General features: G+C 40.6%; 18 protein-coding genes and 2 other annotated features. Of the genes, 12 read left to right on the top strand and 6 right to left on the bottom strand.

Annotation, left to right across the window (positions count from 1 at the left end; genetic code table 11):
- Positions 1 to 136: 136 nt before the first annotated feature.
- Both AWM76_RS09540 and AWM76_RS09535 read right to left on the bottom strand, forming a co-directional pair.
- Entirely contained in the window at positions 137 to 1,054 is a 918-nt protein-coding gene (locus AWM76_RS09540; RefSeq protein ID WP_003143258.1) for an MBL fold metallo-hydrolase, read from the bottom strand.
- A 97-nt stretch (positions 1,055 to 1,151) separates the two neighbouring features.
- Positions 1,152 to 2,339 carry an acetyl-CoA C-acetyltransferase gene (locus AWM76_RS09535; RefSeq protein ID WP_003143259.1) on the bottom strand — a complete coding sequence of 396 codons (1,188 nt, stop codon included), beginning with the start codon at positions 2,337 to 2,339 and terminating at the stop codon, positions 1,152 to 1,154.
- Between the two features lie 883 nt (positions 2,340 to 3,222).
- On the opposite strand from AWM76_RS09535, the gene AWM76_RS09530 reads away from it, so the two are divergent.
- Entirely contained in the window at positions 3,223 to 3,633 is a 411-nt protein-coding gene (locus tag AWM76_RS09530; RefSeq protein ID WP_003143261.1) for a cupin domain-containing protein, read from the top strand.
- 62 nt (positions 3,634 to 3,695) lie between these two features.
- Positions 3,696 to 4,508 (top strand): HpcH/HpaI aldolase family protein, encoded by an 813-nt coding sequence (locus tag AWM76_RS09525; RefSeq protein WP_003143262.1) that lies wholly within the window; start codon positions 3,696 to 3,698, stop codon positions 4,506 to 4,508.
- Positions 4,509 to 4,598: 90 nt separating this feature from the next.
- Here AWM76_RS09525 and AWM76_RS09520 read toward each other — a convergent pair whose 3' ends face one another.
- Positions 4,599 to 6,557, bottom strand: coding sequence for an ABC-F family ATP-binding cassette domain-containing protein (locus AWM76_RS09520; RefSeq protein ID WP_039935922.1), 1,959 nt, complete (start codon positions 6,555 to 6,557; stop codon positions 4,599 to 4,601).
- 195 nt (positions 6,558 to 6,752) lie between these two features.
- On the opposite strand from AWM76_RS09520, the gene AWM76_RS09515 reads away from it, so the two are divergent.
- Positions 6,753 to 7,376, top strand: coding sequence for a redox-sensing transcriptional repressor Rex (locus tag AWM76_RS09515; RefSeq protein ID WP_003143269.1), 624 nt, complete (start codon positions 6,753 to 6,755; stop codon positions 7,374 to 7,376).
- A gap of 350 nt (positions 7,377 to 7,726) precedes the next feature.
- On the opposite strand, the gene AWM76_RS09510 is transcribed toward AWM76_RS09515, so the two are convergent.
- Positions 7,727 to 7,927 (bottom strand): hypothetical protein, encoded by a 201-nt coding sequence (locus AWM76_RS09510; RefSeq protein ID WP_235585502.1) that lies wholly within the window; start codon positions 7,925 to 7,927, stop codon positions 7,727 to 7,729.
- Between the two features lie 280 nt (positions 7,928 to 8,207).
- Here AWM76_RS09510 and AWM76_RS09505 point away from each other — a divergent pair, with 280 nt between their 5' ends.
- The 8 genes from AWM76_RS09505 (at position 8,208) to AWM76_RS09470 (ending at position 20,272) form a co-directional block, all read left to right on the top strand.
- On the top strand, positions 8,208 to 8,477 hold the full coding sequence (locus AWM76_RS09505; RefSeq protein ID WP_003143273.1) for a co-chaperone GroES: 270 nt from the start codon (positions 8,208 to 8,210) through the stop codon (positions 8,475 to 8,477).
- Between the two features lie 60 nt (positions 8,478 to 8,537).
- A complete protein-coding gene (groL, locus tag AWM76_RS09500) occupies positions 8,538 to 10,160 on the top strand; it encodes a chaperonin GroEL (protein ID WP_003143275.1) in 1,623 nt (540 codons plus the stop codon).
- Positions 10,161 to 10,497: 337 nt separating this feature from the next.
- Positions 10,498 to 11,991, top strand: coding sequence for an amidase (locus AWM76_RS09495; RefSeq protein WP_039935923.1), 1,494 nt, complete (start codon positions 10,498 to 10,500; stop codon positions 11,989 to 11,991).
- 207 nt (positions 11,992 to 12,198) lie between these two features.
- Positions 12,199 to 13,575: an argininosuccinate lyase gene (gene argH / locus AWM76_RS09490; RefSeq protein WP_003143279.1), complete on the top strand. Its 1,377-nt coding sequence runs from the start codon at positions 12,199 to 12,201 to the stop codon at positions 13,573 to 13,575.
- A 131-nt stretch (positions 13,576 to 13,706) separates the two neighbouring features.
- Positions 13,707 to 13,932: a binding site (T-box leader), on the top strand.
- A 202-nt stretch (positions 13,933 to 14,134) separates the two neighbouring features.
- Complete coding sequence (locus tag AWM76_RS09485; protein ID WP_003143280.1) at positions 14,135 to 15,679, top strand: ABC transporter substrate-binding protein/permease; 1,545 nt, start codon at positions 14,135 to 14,137, stop codon at positions 15,677 to 15,679.
- 61 nt (positions 15,680 to 15,740) lie between these two features.
- Complete coding sequence (locus AWM76_RS09480; protein ID WP_003143281.1) at positions 15,741 to 17,030, top strand: argininosuccinate synthase; 1,290 nt, start codon at positions 15,741 to 15,743, stop codon at positions 17,028 to 17,030.
- Positions 17,031 to 17,536: 506 nt separating this feature from the next.
- Positions 17,537 to 18,085, top strand: a complete 549-nt coding sequence (locus tag AWM76_RS09475) for an NADPH-dependent FMN reductase (RefSeq protein ID WP_039935924.1) — start codon at positions 17,537 to 17,539, stop codon at positions 18,083 to 18,085.
- Between the two features lie 335 nt (positions 18,086 to 18,420).
- Positions 18,421 to 18,634 (top strand) — a binding site (T-box leader).
- A gap of 117 nt (positions 18,635 to 18,751) precedes the next feature.
- Entirely contained in the window at positions 18,752 to 20,272 is a 1,521-nt protein-coding gene (locus AWM76_RS09470) for an ABC transporter substrate-binding protein/permease (protein ID WP_003143285.1), read from the top strand.
- Positions 20,273 to 20,458: 186 nt separating this feature from the next.
- On the opposite strand, the gene AWM76_RS09465 is transcribed toward AWM76_RS09470, so the two are convergent.
- Both AWM76_RS09465 and AWM76_RS11050 read right to left on the bottom strand, forming a co-directional pair.
- Positions 20,459 to 21,349: a transposase gene (locus AWM76_RS09465; RefSeq protein WP_235585560.1), complete on the bottom strand. Its 891-nt coding sequence runs from the start codon at positions 21,347 to 21,349 to the stop codon at positions 20,459 to 20,461.
- Positions 21,265 to 21,600, bottom strand: a complete 336-nt coding sequence (locus tag AWM76_RS11050) for a helix-turn-helix domain-containing protein (RefSeq protein ID WP_235585495.1) — start codon at positions 21,598 to 21,600, stop codon at positions 21,265 to 21,267. The genes AWM76_RS09465 and AWM76_RS11050 overlap by 85 nt, the downstream gene beginning before the upstream one ends.
- A gap of 101 nt (positions 21,601 to 21,701) precedes the next feature.
- Here AWM76_RS11050 and tnpA point away from each other — a divergent pair, with 101 nt between their 5' ends.
- Positions 21,702 to 22,124, top strand: coding sequence for an IS200/IS605 family transposase (gene tnpA, locus AWM76_RS09460; protein ID WP_060779410.1), 423 nt, complete (start codon positions 21,702 to 21,704; stop codon positions 22,122 to 22,124).
- The last annotated feature ends 36 nt before the right edge of the window (positions 22,125 to 22,160 follow it).

Genomic DNA, 22,160 nt, shown 5'->3' with positions numbered 1-22,160 from the left:
CTTTTCGCGTACCTAAAAAAGCAAGTTTCTTCTATACAATAGGGCAATTAAATGACACCTCTTATATAGAAGAAACTTGCTCAGGGATGATTGATATTTTAACTTATCTGGCTCATTTGATAGCTGCAATAATATTTTATTTAATGACTGCTGCTTCAACTTGTTTTGGGACCCGGTCTTGTTGGTCAGTGAATGGGATAAAGACATCGCGCGATGACGCCATAGCGTATTGGATGTTTTTCCCGTCTTCAGTGTATTCAACCACACGGTAGTATGGATCATGGTAGAAGATAAAGCGGTAGTTGTTGGCTAGGGCTTCTGGCATCAATTCTTGTTTAGCTGAAATAGAATCCATTGGGTAATCGTCTAGACCACCGACCCAAAGTGGGTTTGTGTGAACGAATGTAAGTAGGATATCTGCCATATGTAGCATAGTTTCGCCAGCTTGTTCAAGACGTATAATGGTATGACCAGGACTGTGACCACCTGTCACTTCCATGGTAATCCCTTCAGCAATGGTAATGCTATCCGTAAAGGTTGCTACTTGTCCTTGGATGGCTTCCCAATTTTCTTTCGGATAAGTATTCTTAGTCCGTGCATTTGGATGTCTTACCGCATCCCACTCGATATCAGAGATATAAATCGTCGCATTAGGGAAGGTTGATTGCCATTGATCGTCTTCAAAGTAAGTCAAACCGCTGGCATGGTCGTTATGCATGTGGGTCATCATCACAACGTCAATATCTTCAGGCGTAATCCCAAGCGTTTCAAAGTCTTCTTGGATACTACCTTCTTGTTGAAGGCCAACATTTCGTTTCCCTTTTTCATTAAATTTATCCAAGTTAAAGGACGCATCAATGATGTAGTTTTTCCCTTGGTATTGGATAACAATCGGGTCACAAACCTCAGCCACTTGGTTTTTATCATTATATGGATAGTAGCGGCCCCAAAGCGCTCTTGGTACCGGACCGAAAATTGTCCCGCCGTCTGTGCCAATCATCGCGCCGTTCAACCAAGATAGGGTCATGTCGTGGAAAGTATATGTGTCAATCATAATAAAAATCTCCTTTATATGTATGCTTGGGTTTCTAAATACGAGTCATTTTTCAATTGTCAAAAGGGGTTCAGCCCTTAGCTGGTGTCATAGCCGATTAATAGTTTCCTTCGATAATCATGGATATTCCTTGGCCACCCCCGATACACAAGGTAGCTAGGCCATAAGTAGACTGCCGTTTGATCATTTCGTGGACCAGGGTGACTAAGATGCGGGCGCCGGATGCACCAATCGGGTGACCCAAGGCGATGGCACCGCCGTTCACGTTGACCTTGTCCATATCTGCATCAAGATCTTGCAATACACACAAGGCTTGGGCAGCGAAAGCTTCGTTGGCTTCAATTAAATCGATGTCTTTTATAGTCAATTGGGCTTTATCCAGTGCTTTTCTGGTAGCTGGAATTGGACCTGTTCCCATGATTGAAGGGTCAACGCCGGCGCTTGCGAAGGCTTTAATGGTAGCTAAAGGTTTAGCGCCAATCGCTTCGGCTTTTTCCTTGGACATTAAGACGATGGCTGCAGCCCCGTCGTTAATACCTGAAGAGTTGGCTGCTGTAACAGATCCACCATCACGCTTGAAGGCTGGTCTTAATTTAGCTAAAGATTCTTGGGTAACACCAGCTCTTGGATATTCATCCGCTTCGATTTGGATATCGTCGCCGCGTCTTTGCGGAACGGCGACGGGTGTAATTTCATCTTGGAATTTGTTGTTATTGATGGCAGCTTCCGCCTTTTGTTGGCTGGAAGCAGCTAGGGCATCTTGATCTTCTCGTTTGAAACCATATTTTTCTACAATATTTTCTGCGGTAATCCCCATATGGTAGTTGTTGAAGGCGTCGGTTAAACCGTCTTTAATCATGGTGTCGACCACTTTCTGGTCGCCCATTCGCATACCCCAACGTGCATCTTCAACAATGTAAGGCGCTTGGCTCATATTTTCGGTCCCGCCAGCAACCACGACGTCCGATTCGCCCACCATAATACTTTGCGCGCCAAGGGCGACAGCTTTCAAACCTGAACCGCAAACCTTGTTGACAGCGAAGGCTGGTTTTTCAACTGGAATTCCGGCAGCGACTGCAACTTGGCGGGCAACGTTTTGACCTAAACCTGCGCTTAAGACGTTACCGAAGATGACCTCATCTACTAGGGTTGGATCAATGTTGGCCTTAGCCATGGCTCCTTGAACGGCTACCTTACCTAAGTCAACAGCGGAAACATTTTTAAATACGCCACCGAATGATCCGATGGGGGTTCTTTGTGCAGCTACGATTACGACATCTTGCATTTGAAAACTCCTTTCGAGGGTTAAGTTGAGGTGAGACAAAAGTCGCTTAGAATATACGCGCTAGACCAAGAGTAGAACTATTACTGTAGGTAATTAAGGTATTTTGGAAAGCGTCGGATAATTTTGACTTTTGGAACCAGATATTGTGAGTCATATTAATCAAATTCACTTAAAAGCCGATCATCAGAAACAAAAAAAGACTGCAAACCATTTATGCGGCCCGCAGTCTTACTAGCTAAGAGCCCGCATTCACGAGAAATAGGACTCTTCCATATGTTGGAACAATCCTAGTTAGCTAATAATAATAATAAAGATGTATGTGTCTGGTGATCAGTAGAGGTCATTGACCAAGAGGTGTTGGTCATATTTGTAAAATCTGTATGCATTGCCATATTGGTCTCACTCCTTTGATTTAAGTTAGTGCTATATTATCATCATATTTTCATTTTAACAAGTATTTCCCACATTTATTTTTAATTTAATGTCATTTTTGAAACACAAAGATGAGTTAATCATATATGTATCAAGGGATTTGGTCAATTGTAATATTTTTGTAAATGAAAAAACGGTGAGCTTTATGAGGGTGAGCTGGACCATTTTGTCAGCTGAAAACGAGTTGAAAACAAAAATTGTACATCTTGAAAGATGCATATTTTGACATAATATGCCCCTAAATTTGACCAAAAGATGTCATTTCCTTCATAGAAGGCTAGAAAAAGTTGGTCAACCATTTTTCCAGAGATCCCCAGGACAATATCAAAAGGATTCGTTGGCAAATACTTTCTCTTATTGCTTTTAATAAAATGAGATGGTAAGGTGACACCAATCAAAAAACTCATAAAGTTTTAATAAAAACAAAGTATCAATATTGGAGGAATGCATCATGGCACTAGAAAATGTAGATTTTGGAAACATCAATGAAATTCCCTACCGTCCATTACGCCCTGGAATCGATCAAGCCGTGTTCGCCATGTCAGGTGACGGCGTCAATGTAACAGTTAACCGAGTAGAGAATGGCAACGACTTACGCCCACATACGCATGATGACCACCAACAAATCGCCTGGATATTACAAGGTGAATGTGACTATTACGTTGACGGTGAGCCGTTCCGCATGAAGGCAGGCTCATGGGTAGTCGTGCCGAAGGGCGTTGAACATTATATTCATGTGTACGATTCGCCAGAAACAGTGGTGAATGTGGATATTTTCGCCCCAGCGCGTGAAGACTACAACGAAGCTTACAGCCAATTCTTGAAACAACAAGGCTACCAAGGCTTTAACATTATTGACTAATTAGAAATAGAGACATTAGGACTGATTTGAATAGGACTAAAGACGGGAAAAGGATGATATAAATGGAAATGCGCAACCTTGTAAAAGAAAAAATTGCTGAAAAAGGCTATGCTATCGGTGCTTTTGTGGCATCAAGCTCTTCGTTAAATACGGAAATTTTAGGGGTCAATGGCTTCGACTTTGCTATGATTGACTTCGAACATGCTCAAACAAGCTTAGAAACAGCCTTAGATATGGTGCGTGCAGCCGAATTATACGGTACTGCCCCATATGCCCGTGTTTACAACCCAGAAGATGGTCCAATGATGGGTCGAATGTTGGATATCGGTTTACATGGATTGATGATTCCAATGGTCAATACCAAAGCACAAGCGGAATTCGTGATTCAAAACACTAAAATGCCTCCAATCGGGATCCGCGGTAAAGGGATTGGGCGTGGACCACTTTGGGGTGCTTATGAAAACTACAACAAGGGTGAAGTAGACGAAAAATCCATGGTTATCGTCCAATGTGAAACCCCAGAAGCAGTTGAAAACGTTGAAGAGATCGTGAGTGTTGAAGGAATTGACTGTGTGTACATCGGTCGTCTTGACCTAGCGCATGCCATGGGTGTTGAAGACCCATCAACAAGTCCAGAACTTGAAGCCAATATTCAAAAAGTCCTTAAAGCTTGTAAAGATGCAGGTAAAATTCCAGGCATCTTTACAGCTAATGCACAAGATGCAATCAACCGAATTCAACAAGGATTCCAATTCGTCACGGTATTGAACGACTTGGCCTTCTTCCGTCAAGCCACCAAGACCCGGATTGACGATGTCCGCAAAGGGGTAGAAGGGGACAAATACCAAGTGGACGACGCCGTATTCTTGAAATAGATAGTATTTTGGGGTGTTTTCCCATAAAACGCAAGATAAAAAAATAAGGCAAGCCATCATATTGAATGTGGCATGCCTTATTTTGCGTTACTATAGGTTTTCTAGTTTAGTAGCGGCTTCTTCCCAAGCAGTCATGACTTGGTCTAGCGCTTCTTCTTTTTCTTGAAGCGTTTGGTTTAGTTGATTCAATTTCTCGAAGTCATCTAAGAATTCGGGCTTGGTCATATCCAGTTGAATACCTTCGATGGTTGCCTCCAATTCGGCCATAGTTTCTTCATGCTGAGCAATTTCCCGTTGCAATTTACGCTCTTCTCTTTGCTTGTCTTTAGACATTTGGAAGGCTTGTTTGGTATCAGAAGCAGGTTCAATCACTGCTTTTTCAACTTTTTCTTGGTTATTTTCAGCTTCTAATAGGGCTAATCGTTCTTCTTCAGAGGCTTTTTTAGCTACGTAATAATCGTAGTCACCTAGATAAAGTGTCGAACCTTCAGGGTTGATTTCTAAAACGGAAGTGGCAATTCGATTGATAAAGTACCGGTCATGGCTGACAAATAACAATGTGCCGTCGTACTCGATCAAAGCATTTTCCAAGACTTCTTTAGAATCGATGTCCAAATGGTTGGTCGGCTCATCAAGAATCAAGAAATTGTCATGTCTAAGTGCTAGTTTAGCCAATTCAAGACGGGCTTTTTCCCCACCAGAAAGGGTGGCAACGGACTTAGTCACGTCGTTTCCAGTAAATAGGAAAGATCCAAGAATTGTCCGAATATCCCGCTCCATCATCGTCGGATGTTCATCCCACAATTCATGCAGGACATCTTTTTTCGAATTTAGATTCCCTAATTCCTGGTCATAGTAACCCATTTGTAGATGAGCGCCATAGTCGATGGTACCGCGTAGAGCAGGGATTTGTTTGATGATTGTTTTTAATAAAGTTGATTTTCCTACACCATTTGGCCCAACGATGGCAATGGCTTCTTGTTTCCGCAATTGGAAAGAAATGGGTTCAGCTAAAACATTGTCCGGACTATAACCAACCGCTAACTTATTGGCTTGTAAGACGTCGTTCCCGGAAGGTTCAGCTACTGAAAACTGGATACGAGCTGATTTCTCATCATTCATTGGCTTTTCAATCTTGGTCATTTTCTCTAACTGCCTACGACGGGATTGGGCCATCTTCGTGGTAGATGCGCGAACGATATTACGGGCTACATAGTCCTCTAATTTGGCAATCTCTTCTTGCTGTTTCTCGTAGGCCTTCATTTGCAGGGTGACACGTTGTACGCGTTCCTTCAAGTAGAAAGAGTAGTTCCCCTTGTAATAATGAATACCTTGGTGGGCCATTTCATAAGTTTCATTGGTCACAGCATCCAAGAAATACCGGTCATGGGACACGATTAATAAGGCACCAGGATATTTTGGTAGATAGTTCTCTAACCAAGTTAATGTCTCAATATCCAAGTGGTTAGTCGGCTCATCGAGAATCAATAAATCTTTCTTTTCTAGTAGGATTTTCGCTAAAGCCAGACGAGTACGTTGGCCACCAGAAAGCGTCGAAATCTTACGGTCGTAGTCCTCATCGAAGAATTTGAAACCGTGTAAGACCATACGGATTTCTGATTCGTAACCATAAGCGTTAAAACGAATCAAGTCCTCTTGAAGCTTGTCATAGCGGTTTAAGGCAGCTTCATAGGCTTCAGCATCTTGCATGAGTTCTTCGTCAGCCAAGGCTAGGGCCGCTGTTTCGGATTCTTTCAATAATTTAATAACGGGTTCAAAAACAGAGACCATTTCTTCGTAAATAGTCCGGTCACCAGAAACCGCAGTGTGTTGGTCCATATAAGCAATAGTTGTTCCTTTAGTCAAGGACACTTGGCCATCATCAGGTGCTTCAATGTTGGCTAACATTTTTAATAGTGTCGACTTACCAGCACCGTTGCGGCCAACCAGGGCAATTCGACTGTTGTGTTGGATAGTCATTTGTACGTTTTCAAAAATTACTTCAACGCCATAGCGTCGAGATAGATTTGAACCTTGTAATATGATCATAATAGGCATGATCCTTTCATTTATTGTCTTAATTATTTTACCACAAAAAGATTTGAGCATTCCTTGGAAACTTTTTATAAAATATTGCAATTTTTAATATAGTCTAAAATTTGGTGAGTAGGCACTCTTGTGTTAATTTCACAAACTTGGTATACTGTCTAAGAAATCATTTTAGAATAAGAAAGAGGACTGAACATGCGTAAAATACCCAAAGCAACAGCCAAAAGATTACCACTATACCATCGCTACCTGCGCGTATTCAAAAACATGGGGAAAACACGCGTTTCTTCAACAGAATTAAGTGAAGCAGTAAAAGTTGAAAGTGCAACGATTAGACGTGACTTTTCATACTTTGGGGCTTTAGGTAAACGTGGTTACGGCTACGATATCGATGCCTTATTAGAATTCTTTGGTAAGACTTTAAGCCAAGACCGTTTAACAACAGTAGCCCTTGTAGGGGTTGGTAACCTTGGTAATGCCTTATTAAACTACAACTTCAAGAAATCAAACAATATCCGTATTGGCGCAGCTTTCGATATCAACCAAGATATCATCGGAACAGTCCACAATGGGGTACCTGTTTATGACATGAAGGATTTAACGAAGCAATTGAAATTAATGGATATTGAAGTGGTCATTCTTTCGGTACCTGAAGCAGTTGCCCAAAATATGATTCCAGCATTAGAAGAAGCAGAGATTAAAGGTATCTTGAACTTTACGCCAGTGAGGTTGGATGTACCGGATAGCATCAGAGTGCAGGATGTAGACTTCACCAATGAATTACAAACATTGATCTACTTCATCTCAACAAATTCGTAATGACTTGTTAGTATATTATGCAATCATGTAAGCATTCGGTATAGGATGCTGGTGTCGGTGGTTAAATACTTTATTTATACAAAAGTTTGAGTTGGAAAATTATAGCAAGGTAACCTGAATGACATTCTTGTTTGGCAATTTAGTTTTACCTTACTAATTAATCAGTTGAATAAAATAGTCGCAGGATTCAAAATCTATATAAATATACAAGCGAATAGGCCGAGATGTTTTTTCTCGGCCTATTCTGTATGTTTTAAATCGCCTGAAAGTTTGTTAAGTTTCACATATGTGATCTAAAATGATGTTAAATACTTTGCAATTTTTATCAAAAATTGATATTTTTCAGGTCGTTATTTAGATTTTAACTGCCGTACTATACCAATCGTTTTGAATAAATCCATCATTTCATAGGCTGTAATACCAATGGCTAGGTATACTGCCCAATCCCAACCGGTATCTTCTACGCTACGAATGGCAAAGTTGAGCGCTAGAAAGATAAATAAGGCTTTGAATAGTAATAAGAATATTACTGGTCCTTTTAATTTCAACAACTACATTCCTCTCTTCAAGATTAGTCTGATTTTAGTCAAAGTTAATCTTAGATTTCACTTAATAAAATTACCTTAATTTCCGCATAAAATCAAGGTTTTCGACTTGTGGGTAAAAATAGGTCAAAAAAAGTCAACATTTCTCTTGCAATTCATATTTGATTGTTTTAATATAGGAAATGTAGAGGTTAGCAGTCAATCAAAGAGAGTGCTAATCTCTAAAAAAACCAAGTAATTTAGCTTGGGTTTGACAAATATTTTATCTAAATGGAGGGACATGTAAATGATTAAACCATTAAACGGACGCGCAGTTGTGAGAGTTGAAGAGGCTAAAGAGCAAACAGTTTCAGGTATCGTATTACCGTCAGCTGCTAAAGAGAAACAACAAGTAGGTGTTGTTGAAGCAGTTGCTGAGAATACGGAAGATTTCACATCACAATTGAAAGAAGGCGACCGCGTTCTATTTGAAAAATATGCAGGTTCAACATTTGAATATGATGGTCAAGAATTATTAATTATTAAAGAAAGCGATATTATCGCAATTGTAGATTAGTCAATTTATCAATATTTACAGATTAATAAAAATATAAAATTTTATGAGGTGAATGAATAAATGGCAAAAGATATTAAATTTTCAGAAGATGCACGTCAATCAATGGTTCGTGGGATTGATATATTAGCTGATACGGTGAAAGTAACTTTAGGACCAAAAGGTCGTAATGTTGTTTTAGACCAAAGTTATGGTTCACCGCTAATCACTAACGATGGTGTAACTATCGCTAAAGACATTGAATTAGAAGATAAATTTGAAGATATGGGTGCAAAACTAGTTGCTGAAGTAGCTTCAAAAACAAATGATATTGCCGGTGACGGTACAACAACTGCAACTGTTTTAACACAAGCAATTGTAACTGAAGGTATGAAAAACGTTACTGCTGGTGCTAACCCAGTAGGTGTTCGTCGCGGGATTGACAAAGCAATTCGCGTAGCGTCAGATCGGTTATCTGAAATTTCAGTTCCTGTAGATTCTAAAGGCGCTATCGCTAACGTTGCATCAATTTCATCAGGCGACAGCGAAGTTGGTGACTTAATTGCAGAAGCAATGGAAAAAGTTGGCCAAGATGGCGTCATCACTATTGAAGAATCTCAATCAATTGATACCTCTCTAGATGTTGTTGAGGGTATGCAATTTGACCGTGGTTACCTATCTCAATATATGGTAACTGACAATGACAAGATGGAAGCCGTTTTAGAAAATCCTTATATTTTATTAACAGATAAAAAGATTTCTAATATCCAAGACATCTTGCCAGTTCTAGAACAAGTTGTTCAAGAAGGTCGTGCATTACTATTGGTAGCTGACGATATTGACGGTGAAGCATTACCAACACTAGTTTTAAATAAAATCCGTGGTACTTTCAACGTTGTTGGGGTAAAAGCACCAGCCTTTGGTGACCGTCGTAAAGCAATGTTAGAAGACCTATCTATCCTAACAGGTGGTCAAGTTATTACTGAAGACTTAGGACTTGAATTAAAAGATACGACAATTGACCAATTAGGTTCTGCTAACCGCGTTGTAATCACAAAAGATGAAACAACTATTGTTGAGGGTGCGGGCGATAAAGAGCAATTAGCACAACGTGTTGCCCAAATCCGTACTCAAATTGAAGAAACAACTTCTGAATATGACCGTGAGAAATTATTAGAACGCTTAGCTAAATTAGCTGGTGGTGTTGCTGTTGTTAAAGTTGGTGCAGCTACTGAGTCAGAATTAAAAGAACGTAAATTACGTATCGAAGATGCTTTAAATGCCACACGTGCGGCTGTTGATCAAGGTATCGTAGCTGGTGGTGGTACTGCCTTCGTCAATGCTAAAAAAGCAGTTGCTGAATTAGCTGAAACATTAGTTGGTGATGAACGAACTGGTGCACAAATCGTCTTACGTGCTTTAGAAGCACCAGTACGTCAAATCGCTGAGAATGCTGGTTTAGAAGGATCTGTTATTGTTGAAAAATTAAAAGAACAAGCAGACGGCATTGGTTTTAATGCAGCAACTTCTGAATGGGTAAACATGATTGAAGAAGGAATTGTTGACCCAACAAAAGTTTCTCGCTCAGCATTGCAAAACGCAGGTTCAGTAGCTGGATTAATCTTATCTACTGAAGCAGCTGTTGCAAGCCAACCGAAACCTGAACCACAAATGCCAGCAATGGATCCAAGTGCAGGTATGTATTAAAAAACAGGGTGAGAGAGCCGATGCCAAGAGAGGAACGATGGAAGGTTAGGGCAGTGGCTGACAAAGTCAGCAACAATCTAATCTGAACCGCAGCCCTCTCTGGAGGCTCGAACCCGACTAGGGCAAGAGATATTGATCTGCCGATTATTGGCTGATGAAATCGAATACCCTATAAATAACAAACTATGGGGCCGTGACAGTGATGTCGCGGCTCTTTTTTTATTCATTTTCTGTAGGTAAGAGTTCAACCTATCTTTCAGTTAGGGCTTTTGATTATAATAAAGCTATGGATTTATTGAACTGAAAAAATACTGAATGGTTGAAGGGGCGTTTGATGATGTTATTTACAGAAGATGCGAGCTACTATGCTGAACAAATTAAAGAAGGGAAGTTGTCAGTTAAGGAGGTTGTGATTGCTGCTTTAAAGAATATGACGGCTTTGAACCCGACTTTAAATGCGGTTGTTTGGCGTCAAGACGCAGATGCTTTGGCCAAAGCGGATGAGTATGACGCGCTTTTAGCGACATTGACCCCGCAGGAAAAAGCGGATTTACCACCTTTTTTCGGGGTGCCAACTTTAATTAAAGATCTTGGCCAGTCACAAGCTGGTCAGTTGGCTGCGAGTGGGTCGATATTACTCAAAGATAACATGGCGACGGTAACGGACAATTTCGTTCAAGCTGTTGAAAAGGCTGGTTTTATCGCGGTTGGTCGGTCTAACGTGCCTGAATTTGGTTTTAAAGGGATTAGTGATTCTAAAACTTTTGGCGCGGTTAATTCGCCGATTGATACCAACCGTAATCCAGGTGGTTCAAGTGGTGGCGCGGCTGCGGCCTTAAAATCTGGAATGGTGCCTTTAACCTATGCTTCTGATGGGGGCGGATCGATTCGAATGCCTGCGTCTTATTCAGGGCTGATTGGTTTGAAACCGAGTCGTGGGCGTATGCCAGTTGGTCCCGGTCAATACCGGAGTTGGCAAGGTGCTGCGGTACCTTTTGCCTTAACAAAATCAGTCCGTGATACTTGGACCTTGTTGAAGGTCTTGCAGGTCACCCAATATGAGGCGCCTTTCCCAATGCCAACAATCGAAGAAGACCAATTGGTGGATTTAGACCGGCCCTTACGTATTGGTTATCTGACTGATTTGAATGACCAATTAACCATCAGTGAAGTGGGGCAGGCTGTCTTAGACCAGGTGATCGAACAGTTGAAAGCGCTGGGTCATGATGTCTTTGAAGTTGCGGACCCAGTGGACCGGATTCAAGTCATGAAGTCTTACTTTAAAATGAACAGTGTTGAAACAACGGTGATGATGGAGGGTATTGCCCAAGCACTTGGCCGTGAGTTAACGGATGCGGATATGGAACCCTTGACTTGGGCGATTTACCGGTCTGGTTACAAAATTTCAGCGGTGGAATTAAGTCAAATGATTGGCGACTGGGACCGATGGGCAGCCATTTATGAAGCAGGATTCAAGCATTATGACCTCTTGCTGACGCCAACAACGAATGGACCAGCGCCTAAACATGGGATTTTTGAAGCCGATGAAACAATTCTTGCAGCGGAAAAAGACATCGACCAGTTAAGCCAAGAGGACCAGCAACAGCTTATTTGGGATCATTTTGGCCAATCAATCCCTTATTCGCCATATGTGTCGATTGTCAACTTAATCGGCCAACCAGCGATTTCCCTGCCGATGTTTAAAAATGAAGAAGGACTGCCAATTGGGGCGCAATTTATTGCCAACAAAGGAAACGAATACCTGCTATTGCAATTGGCTAAGCAGATTGAAGCAGCTGACTTGTTGGATACAGACATTGTGAATTTGTAGGAAAATATGCCGCCATCTAGAAAATAATCACACCATCAACAAGGGCTTGCCCACAAGGGTCAGGCCTATTTTGCGCGCCAGGAAAAGGTCCAGAATTTTTTCCAAAAATAAAAAAGGCTTGTTATTTTCTCATTATTTGTTAACATTCTCATTAACGAATACTAGAAAAGACAAAAATTTGTCAATGTATCAAAGGAGTGTATTGCTATGGCCATCTGGTCTAATAAATTTCACGAGGAAATGTCACAAGATGCTTATCAATTCAACCAGTCTATCCAAGTAGATTATCGCTTGTTGGACGCTGACCTTCGTGGGTCAAAAGCCCATGCGGCCATGTTAGGTCACCAAGGGATTCTTGGTTTAGAGGAGTCGGATAGCTTGGTAAAAGAGCTTGAACAAATGCGTCAAGATTATGCGGATGGGACTTTAGCCGTTGATTTTACAACAGAAGATGTTCACTCTTTCATCGAGGCTGAGTTGACTAAACGTCTTGGCACAATTGGGAAGAAGGTCCATACTGGTCGGTCTCGTAATGACCAGGTAGCGACGGCTATGCGGATTTATGTGTTGGATGAATTGCAAGATTTTATCGAGAAAACCCAAGAAGCGATTGAGGCTATCTTGACAAAAGCAGAGGGACACTTGGATACGATTATGCCAGGCTACACCCACTTACAACGGGCGCAACCAATCACTTATGCCCACTATTTATTGGCTTATGCGCAGATGTTTAGCCGTGACTTATCGCGGTTTGCGGACCTTTCAGACCGGGTAGCGGACGATATGCCGCTGGGTGCGGGGGCCTTAGCGACGTCCACTTACCCAATTGACCCTTTCTATACAACTGGCCAGGTGGCAGGTTTCACAGCACCATATGTTAACTCAATCGATGCGGTATCCAACAACGATTATGCCATCGAATTCCTGTCAGATTTAGCCGTGATGTCCATGCACATGTCCCGTTACGCAGAAGAAACGATCATGTGGTCCAGCCAAGAATTCCGTTTCATCAGCCTGAAGGATTCATTCTCAACTGGTTCATCGATCATGCCTCAGAAGAAGAATGCGGATATCCATGAATTAATGCGTGGGAAAACGGGTCGGGTTTACGGCAACCTGATGAGTGTGTTAACGATCATGAAAGGCCTGCCGCTTGCTTACAATAAAGACTTGCAAGAAATTAAGGAACAGCTTTTTGACGGGATTGACCATGTAAAAGCAATGTTAACTCTGTTACCAGGTATGCTAGAAGCAACAATCGTCAATAAGGATGTGATGTATGCAGCATGTGGTACTGGCTTTTTAAATGCTACGGATTGTGCGGACTACTTGACCAACAAAGGGATGGCCTTTAGAGATGCCTACCAGGTATCCGGAGATTTAGTAGGTTATTGTACGGAAAACCGAAAGAGCTTGGAAGAATTAAGCTTAGCTGAGTACCAAGAATTCTCAGAATTATTTGATGTCGATATTTATGACGCCATCGATTTGAAGAATTGTGTTTACCGCCGGAATGTTGCTGGGGGGCCAGCGCCAGAAGCTGTGACTGCAGCAATCGTAAGGGTTCGAGCGAATATTTCCTAGGTTAAAAAGTTTGTAAAAAGAATTTTACTTTTCCGGTTGACTTTCTATAAATTACCGATTAGAATAATTAAAAGAAAATGATAAAAACTTAAAAATAAATGATAGATGTTATTTTTTTATGAGAATTGAATATTAAATCATAGAAGCAAAGAGTAACAAGGGTACTGACTAAAGCGAGTAGACGATTGGTGGAAGGTCTATGTCAGGAGAATTGTGAACCGCATTGCTGAGATAATTGAGTGAAGTAAGTTAATCAGATATAAAAGTAGCTCAATTCGTTAGGCGCGTTAAGTCATCAAGCGTTGATGTATTTTTGTCAGCAGTAGAGTGGTACCGTGGATATTAACCGCCTCTTCATTTGAAGGGGCGGATTTTTTTATTTTCCGGGCCGACAAATGAAAGCTTGTTTATAAAGATTGGATGAAAGTCTAGTTTTTTACAAGGGGAAGCTTATAGACAAAAATCGCGACAGTAGAGTGGTACCGTGGATATTCGTCCGCCTCTTCTTTTTAGGAGAGGTGGGCTTTTTTTATAGGAAAAATCTAGGAGGTTGAAGAAAATGTTTAGTCAGCTGAAGAAGAAAAATCAAGTGGGATGGCAGTTGAAGGGTTTTAATTTGATGGTTATTTTGGCCATCTTGATCAGTCTTGTTGTACCAGCCAAAAGTGTTTCCGCATCGTCTTGGACGGGTCCTGAAGCAGCGGCTGAGGTTGAAGGTGAAGATACATTACTATCGGAGATTCAAGAACGTGGTGTGCTTAGAATGGGGACTGCTTCTGGTTACTCACCTTATGAGTTTACCGTTTTAAGAGACGGTCAAAACGAAGTCGTCGGGATTGATGTTTTCCTAGGAGAATATATTGCAGACCAATTAGGGGTTGAACTGGAAGTTGTTGATATGGAGTTTGGGTCGTTGATCGCTTCGCTTGAAACGGGAGGTATCGACATGATCATCGCTGGTATGGGGGCAACTGAAGAACGTGACCAATCCATAGACTTCTCAAATGCTTATGAATTATCTGGTCAATCCATCGTTATCCGTGAAGGCGAAGAAGATGAAATTGTAGATTATACCTCATTTGAAAATGGCGCGCATACCATTGCTGTATCTGAAGCGACATTACAAGAGGGTTATGTGAGAGACTTCTTTGAAAATCCAGACTTGTTGATCATGCGTAAATCAGGGGATGCCATTGCGGCCTTAATTTCTGGCCAAGCAGATGGGGTGTTACTAGATGACACGGTTGCCGGTGCCAATGCAGCTGAAAATGAAGGGTTAACCGTTATTGACTCTAACTTAGACGGCATGGTTGAAGATCAAGGGAAATCAATTGGTATCCCGGAAAACCAACCATCCTTACAAACAGCTATCAACGATATTCTAGAAGATGTGAATGACCAAGGCTTAATCGAAACTTGGACAGAAGCCTCATTTGATATTATCGCTGGTGAAAACGCGGGAACAGGTTGGACCACCTACTGGCCATATTTTTGGGACGGGATTAAAACAACCTTGATTATTGCAGGGGTATCCATCTTCTTCGGTATGATCTTGGGGATTTTCTTAGCCCTTATGCGTTTGACTAATAACCCAGTTTTAAAATTCTTGGCGACAGCTTATATCGAGTTTGTGCGTGGTACACCATTAATGATCCAAGTCTTATTCATGTTCCTTGGTGTAGGGTCTATCTTTGGCTGGTCTACAATGACTGCCGGTTTGGTGTCAGTATCCATGAACTCGGGTGCTTATATCGCGGAGATTATCCGTGGGGGTATTCAATCCGTTGATAAGGGGCAAGCTGAGGCTGCGCGTTCACTAGGGCTTGGCTACTGGCAAACCATGCGGAAAGTCATTTTTCCGCAATCATTAAGATCGATTTGGCCGTCACTGGGGAATGAATTTATCACCTTGATCAAGGAATCTTCTATTGTATCGACCATTGGGGTGGCGGAATTAACCTTCCAAACACGTGCGGTAACAAGTATTACTTACCAAGCAGTGGTCCCATTATTTATTTCAATGATCATCTACTTCATCATGACTTATGCCTTGTCGCAAGTCTTGAATGTATATGAGAGAAAGATGAACCAAAAATACGCTTAACGATTTTAATTAGAAAATTTTAGATAGAAAATTTTAGACAGAAATTTAGGAGGCATTCATTATGGCAAGAACAAAAGCAGACATTAAAAAGGTTTTACTAGCATACTCAGGTGGGTTAGACACTTCAGTGATTATTCCTTGGTTAAAGGAAAACTATAACGACTGTGAAGTTATCGGGATGACTGGTAATGTTGGTCAAGAAGAAGACTTTGAATTCTTGAAAGAAAAAGCGGTAGCCTGTGGGGCGACGAAATTATATGTAGAAGACTTGCGTGAGGAATTCATTACGGATTACATTTTCCCAGCGATCCAAGCAGGTGCTAAATACGAGTCGACTTATTTATTAGGGACTGCCTACGCGCGTCCATTAATTGCTAAACGTATGGTTGAAATTGCGCATTTAGAAGACTGTGACGCTATTGTTCACGGTTGTACTGGGAAAGGAAACGACCAAGTGCGTTTCGAGTTAGGCATCCGTGAATTCGATCCAACAATGACGATCATCGCCCCATGGCGTGAATGGGATATCTTGTCTCGTGAGCAAGCCTTTGACTACGCAGAAGCGCATAACGTGCCACTACCAATTACACGTGAAACCAACTACTCTAAAGACGAAAATATATTCCACTTGTCACATGAAGGGTTAGACTTAGAAGACCCAACCAACAAACCAAACTACGAAGAAATCTTGGAATTAGGGGTATCACCACAATCTGCACCTGACCAAGAAGTTGAAGTTACGGTGACCTTTGAATCAGGTATCCCCATTGCTGTAAACGGGGAAAAATTAGCACCAATCGCTTTACTAGAAAAATTAAATGAAATTGGTGGCGCCAATGGGATCGGTATCTTAGATGTCGTTGAAAACCGTTTAGTAGGGATGAAATCACGTGGGGTATATGAAACACCAGGTGGCACTATTCTTTACCACGCTCATGAGAAATTAGAGCAAATCGCTTTAGACCGTGACACACAACACTACAAACAAAGCGTAGCCTTGAAATACGCTGACCTAGTTTACAACGGTTTATGGTTTAGCCCATTACGTAAAGCACTGCAAGTCTTTGTAGACGAAACACAAAAAACTGTGACCGGGTCAGTGACAATGATTCTGTATAAAGGGAATATCATCGACGCAGGTATGACAAGTCCTTACTCATTATATTCAGATGAATTAGCAACCTTTGGTGAAGATGATATCTACAACCAAAATGATGCAGAAGGCTTCATCAAACTATTTGGTTTACCACAATCAGCACGTACAATGGCTGAGCAAATTTGGGCCAAAGGTGAAACAACAGAACCAGGTGCCTTTTCGGATGTTGCAAGAAATAATGAATGGTTAAGATAACTAAGTACGTGACAAGTCTAATTTGGCGAGCCCGATATCCGCTAAGTGCGAAACGGTCCGTAGCTTAAAATGCATATATTCTTCCGAATTGAGGGGCTGTACTTTTGGTGCAGTCCTTTTTCCTGTATATAGATAAAAATGAGCATCCAAAGAAATGGTACACTGAACAGGATTTTGCTGCGGAATTCATGTTCACATTCTGGCTTTTTATGTGGAGGGAGCTCGTGTACTTTTGCGCAAAATAAGTGAGTTGTTAAATAAGATAAAGGTTATAAAACACAAAGATTGTACTCTTTGAGCAAATAGTCCATTTTGTACAACTTACAATTTGTAAGTAAAAACCTTGATATAGTGGGGATATTCATATCACAAGGGTGACAAATCTTCATTTCGCAATAAAAAACTTGTTATACGAAGCGCTAACTTTTGATATTTCGAATTCGAGGTGTTATGATATATCATGTAAGATAAAAAAATTAAGAATATTTGAAAAGGAGATTTTTAACATGACAAAATTTGGTGTAGTAGTAGGTTCTATCCGTCAAAACTCTTTGTCTGAAGGTGTAGCGAAAGCTATCGTTGCTGGTTTACCAGAAGGTTCAGAAGTTAACTTTTTAGAAATCGCAAACTTACCTTTATATAACCAAGACTTAGACGCTAACTCTCCAGCAGAATACGAAGAGTTCCGTGCACAAGTTGCAGCTCAAGATGCGATCATCTTTGTAACACCTGAACACAACCGTAATATCCCAGCTGCATTGAAAAATGCTTTAGACGTCGCTTCTCGTCCTTGGGGTCAAAACGTATGGGCTGGTAAACCTGCTTTAGTAGCATCTCAATCTATCTCTGGTATTGCTGGTACTTTAGCGCATCACTCATTACGTCAATCATTAGTATTCTTAGACTTACAAACTATGGCTCAACCAGAACTTTACATCAACACATCTGAAACTTCTGACATGGAGACTGGTGAAGTAACTAACGAAGACTCTAAACAATTCTTAGCAAGCGCTGGTGCGCAATTCGCAGAATACGCAGCTAAATTCGTAGGCTAATTTATATATAAATCAAACCAAGAAGGCTAGCCCCGTGCTAGTCTTTTTTTATTGGAAAGGAACATCTTCCTCTTCTTTGTAGGCCATCGCGGTGATAGATGACCAAACGCATAATTGCTGACTTGATCGTTCAATTTGTCAGCTTTTTTGCGTGAAAATCTCATGTAAAAAATACCTACAAAACTGCTATAAGCAAGGAAACCTAGACCAAATAAGCTTTCTGATGCTTGAAAACGACTGATACTTTTTCAACATTTCAACCGACAGTGATTGACAAATACACGGTCATGTCAATATAATGTAGTGGACGTGGTAAAACCACATACTATTTTAATAAATATTCAATGAAACAAAGAGTAAATTATCTACTGGTATAGCGAGGGGCGTTGGTGTGAGGCCTTACAGAATGGATGATTGAACCGCATTGTTGAGAAAAATGACTGAACCTTTGTTAGTAAGTCATTTCGCTAATGACGTTACCATTTCAAGTAAGGGGAGGTGAAGGCCATCCCTAAAATTAGAGTGGTACCGTGGATCTCCGCCTCTGTTATAGAGGTGGGGATTTTTTTATTGCCTAAAATAGTAAAAGTTGAAGTTAGCTAATTAAATAGTTGATAAGAAGCAAATGTTGATATAAGAGAAAAATGCTTTAGAGGAGGCAGAATCATGAAATATATGAAACAAATTATCTTGGTTTGTATGACACTTGTCCTAGCCATGGTTGGGTTGAGTCAAAGTCCCGTTTTGGCAACTGAAGAGGGTCAATCAGCGGCATCTACCATCGATGCCAGTGAAGCAACAGCACCTGGAGAGGACACTTTATACCAAGACATCAAAGACCGAGGGGTATTGCGGGTTGGGACTAACTCAACGTATGCACCTTTTGAATTCTCTATTTTGAAAGATGGCAAAAATCAAGTTGTTGGACTAGATATCTTCTTAGCACAAAAAATCGCAGATGACTTAGGCGTAGACCTTGAAGTTGTTGATATGGAGTTTTCGAATTTATTAACATCATTGGATACTGGTCAAATTGATATTGTATTAGCAGGAATGACTTCCACTGAAGAGCGCGCTAAATCAGTAGATTTTTCTGATATCTACCAAGTTTCTGGTCAATCATTTGTTATTCAAGAAAGCAAAGTGAGTGAAATTACAGATGATAGCTACTTTTCAAATGGTGGAAAAATTTCTATTGGTGAAGGGACCACACAACAGTTATTAGTTGGAGAATATTACCCTAATTCAGAAGTACAAGTAATGCGTACGACGACTGATTCCATTTCAGCTTTAGATTCGGGGTTAGTTGACGGGGTATTATTAGATGAGGACGTAGCCGGAGCGTATGCGGCGGAAAATCCTAGTTTAACAGTTATTGAAGCGAATTTACCAATCCAAGATCCTGGTAAGGCAGCAGCAATGCCAAAAGACCAACCTACATTACAAGCAGCAGTCAACAAATCCATTGCGGACGCTCAGGAACAAGGTTTAATTGACCAATGGTTGGAGGAATCCTACCAAATTATTGAGGACAATCGTCAATCGACTTGGGCAGCTTATGCGCCTTATTTCGTGAATGGTTTAAAAACAACTTTAGTCATTTCAGCGACAGCTATTTTCTTTGGTTTAATTATTGGTGCAGCGCTAGCGTTAATGCGTTTATCGGAAAATAAATTAGTCGATTTGATAGCTCAAGCTTACATCGAAGTAGTTCGTGGGACACCACTAATGATTCAAGTATTATTTGTTTACCTCGGTTTTGCTGGTATGTTTGGTTGGTCAACCATGACATCAGGTTTGGTTGCGGTATCTCTAAACTCAGGTGCTTATATTGCAGAAATTATCCGTGGAGGTATCAGTTCTGTAGATAAAGGGCAGGCTGAAGCTGCTCGCTCACTTGGTTTAGGCTACTGGACAACGATGCGGAAAGTTATTTTTCCACAATCATTAAGATCTATCTGGCCATCACTAGGGAATGAGTTCGTATCCTTAATTAAAGAATCATCTATCGTATCTACAATCGGTGTAGCGGAATTAACCTTCCAAACCCGTAATGTATCAACGATTACCTTTAATGGTATCATTCCACTAATCATCTCAATGGCTATCTACTTTATGTTAACCTTCACCCTAACAAAATTATTAAACGTTTATGAACGGCGAATGAATGAAAAATATGCTCAATAATTATACGAACTGGCGTCGCAACACTTAGTTGCGATGCTTTTTTAATTCTGATTGGTATTATTTCAGCTTTATGGCAAACCTAGTTATCATTAAGTTATATATGAACTACAGCGCCATTAAAATGGCGTGTTTCTAGGAACACTCATGACTTGTTCCACTTATTTCAAAGCAAAACAGCGGTCTAAGCTATTTAACTAAGGCCTGTTCCAGGCCAATATTTAATATATTTTTAGCTGCGTTGATATCTCTATCGTGATGCATATTACACTTCATACAAGTCCAATGACGTATATTTAACGCTTTTTTACCGCTATCATACCCGCAATTAGAACATTTTTGGGTTGTCTTGTACGGATTAATAGCCACAAATGTCTTATCGTACATTTCGCACTTTGCCTCTAGGATTGTTCTAAACATCCGCCAGGATTGGCCAGCGATTGAACGGGCTAATTGATGATTTTTCATCATATTAGTCGTCTTTAAATCCTCTAGAACGATAACGTCATAACTTTTAACCATATCGGTTGTGATTTTATGCATGTAATCCTTGCGGATGTTTTTGATACGTTGATGAATACGGGCCACTTGGCGTTTGGCTTGCTGGTAGTTTTTCGCATCCGCTAAAGCTACACCGTTCTTTTTGGCTTGTAAACGTCTACGGGCCATTCGCTTTTCCCAATAATGTAATTGCTTCTTATAAGACAAATGTAGTCGCTGACTTTGATATTTTTGACCATCAGACGTAATAGCTAAATCACTTACACCTAAATCGACACCGACTACATTTCCTGTTTTGGGCATTGCTTGATTATCGCTTGTGACCAAAAGGGAGATATAGTAGTCGCCACTAGGTGTATATTTAACGGTGACAGATTTTATGCGTTCATTCTCAATATGAAGCACACTTGACTTACATTTTATCCAACCTAATTTGGGTAATTTGATATACCGCTGATTATCATTAAAACGAATGTTGTTGCCACGTATGGTACTTAAATACGACTGTCTGGTGTTCTTCTTTGATTTGAATTTTGGGTATTTTGAATAATCTTTAAAAAACGAACAAAAGTTTCGGATAAGCGTTTAACACTACATTGAACAGCTACGCTATCAACTTCACGCAACCAGGGATATTCCTTCTTCATTTGTGGAATAAGAGAGGATAACGCATTATAAGATAGCATTTGAAGGTCAGGATTGTTTTCGTACCGCGCATTCAACATGGCCAACATTTCGTTCCAGATGAATCGGGTATGACCAAAGGTCATATGAATTAACTGACGCTGTTTTTCGTTAGGATAGATTTTACACTCAATTCCTTGATACATGTTTTCATCCCCCTTGCGTTTATAGATATATTATACCATACGTATGACACTTGTTTATAGCGATAACAATTGCTATAATGTAGTTAAAGAGGTGTTTACATATGATGGTGAAAACAAGGACAAATGTCTATGATTTTAATTTCCATTTGGTTTGGGTAACAAAGTATCGTAAAGAAATATTTACAACCATTGAAAAGCAAAACGCCATGCAAGATATATTGACGCATATTTGTGATGAACACGATATTGTCATCCAATCGCTCCAAGTAATGCCTGACCATATCCATATGTTGATTCCGTTCAACCCTAAACATGCCGCAAGTAGTATCGTCAAAACACTTAAAGGGAAATCTGCACGTCTATGGTTCAAAGCATATCCAGAAACAAAAGCAATGTTATGGGGTGGCCATTTATGGACACCTAGTTATTTCATGGCAACAGTAGGTAGTATGTCTAAAGAAACGGTCAAAAAGTATATAGAAAATCAATTAACGGAATACAATGACGGTCGCCCTAGAACTTGATTCATCCATGTAATGAATTACACGGTTTTCTCAAGG

Source organism: Aerococcus viridans (assembly GCF_001543285.1).
In the GTDB taxonomy this organism is placed as follows: Bacteria; Bacillota; Bacilli; order Lactobacillales; family Aerococcaceae; genus Aerococcus; species Aerococcus viridans.
The sequence above is the reverse complement of the archived record's forward strand: the minus strand, read 5'-3'. Positions and strand labels throughout refer to the sequence as shown.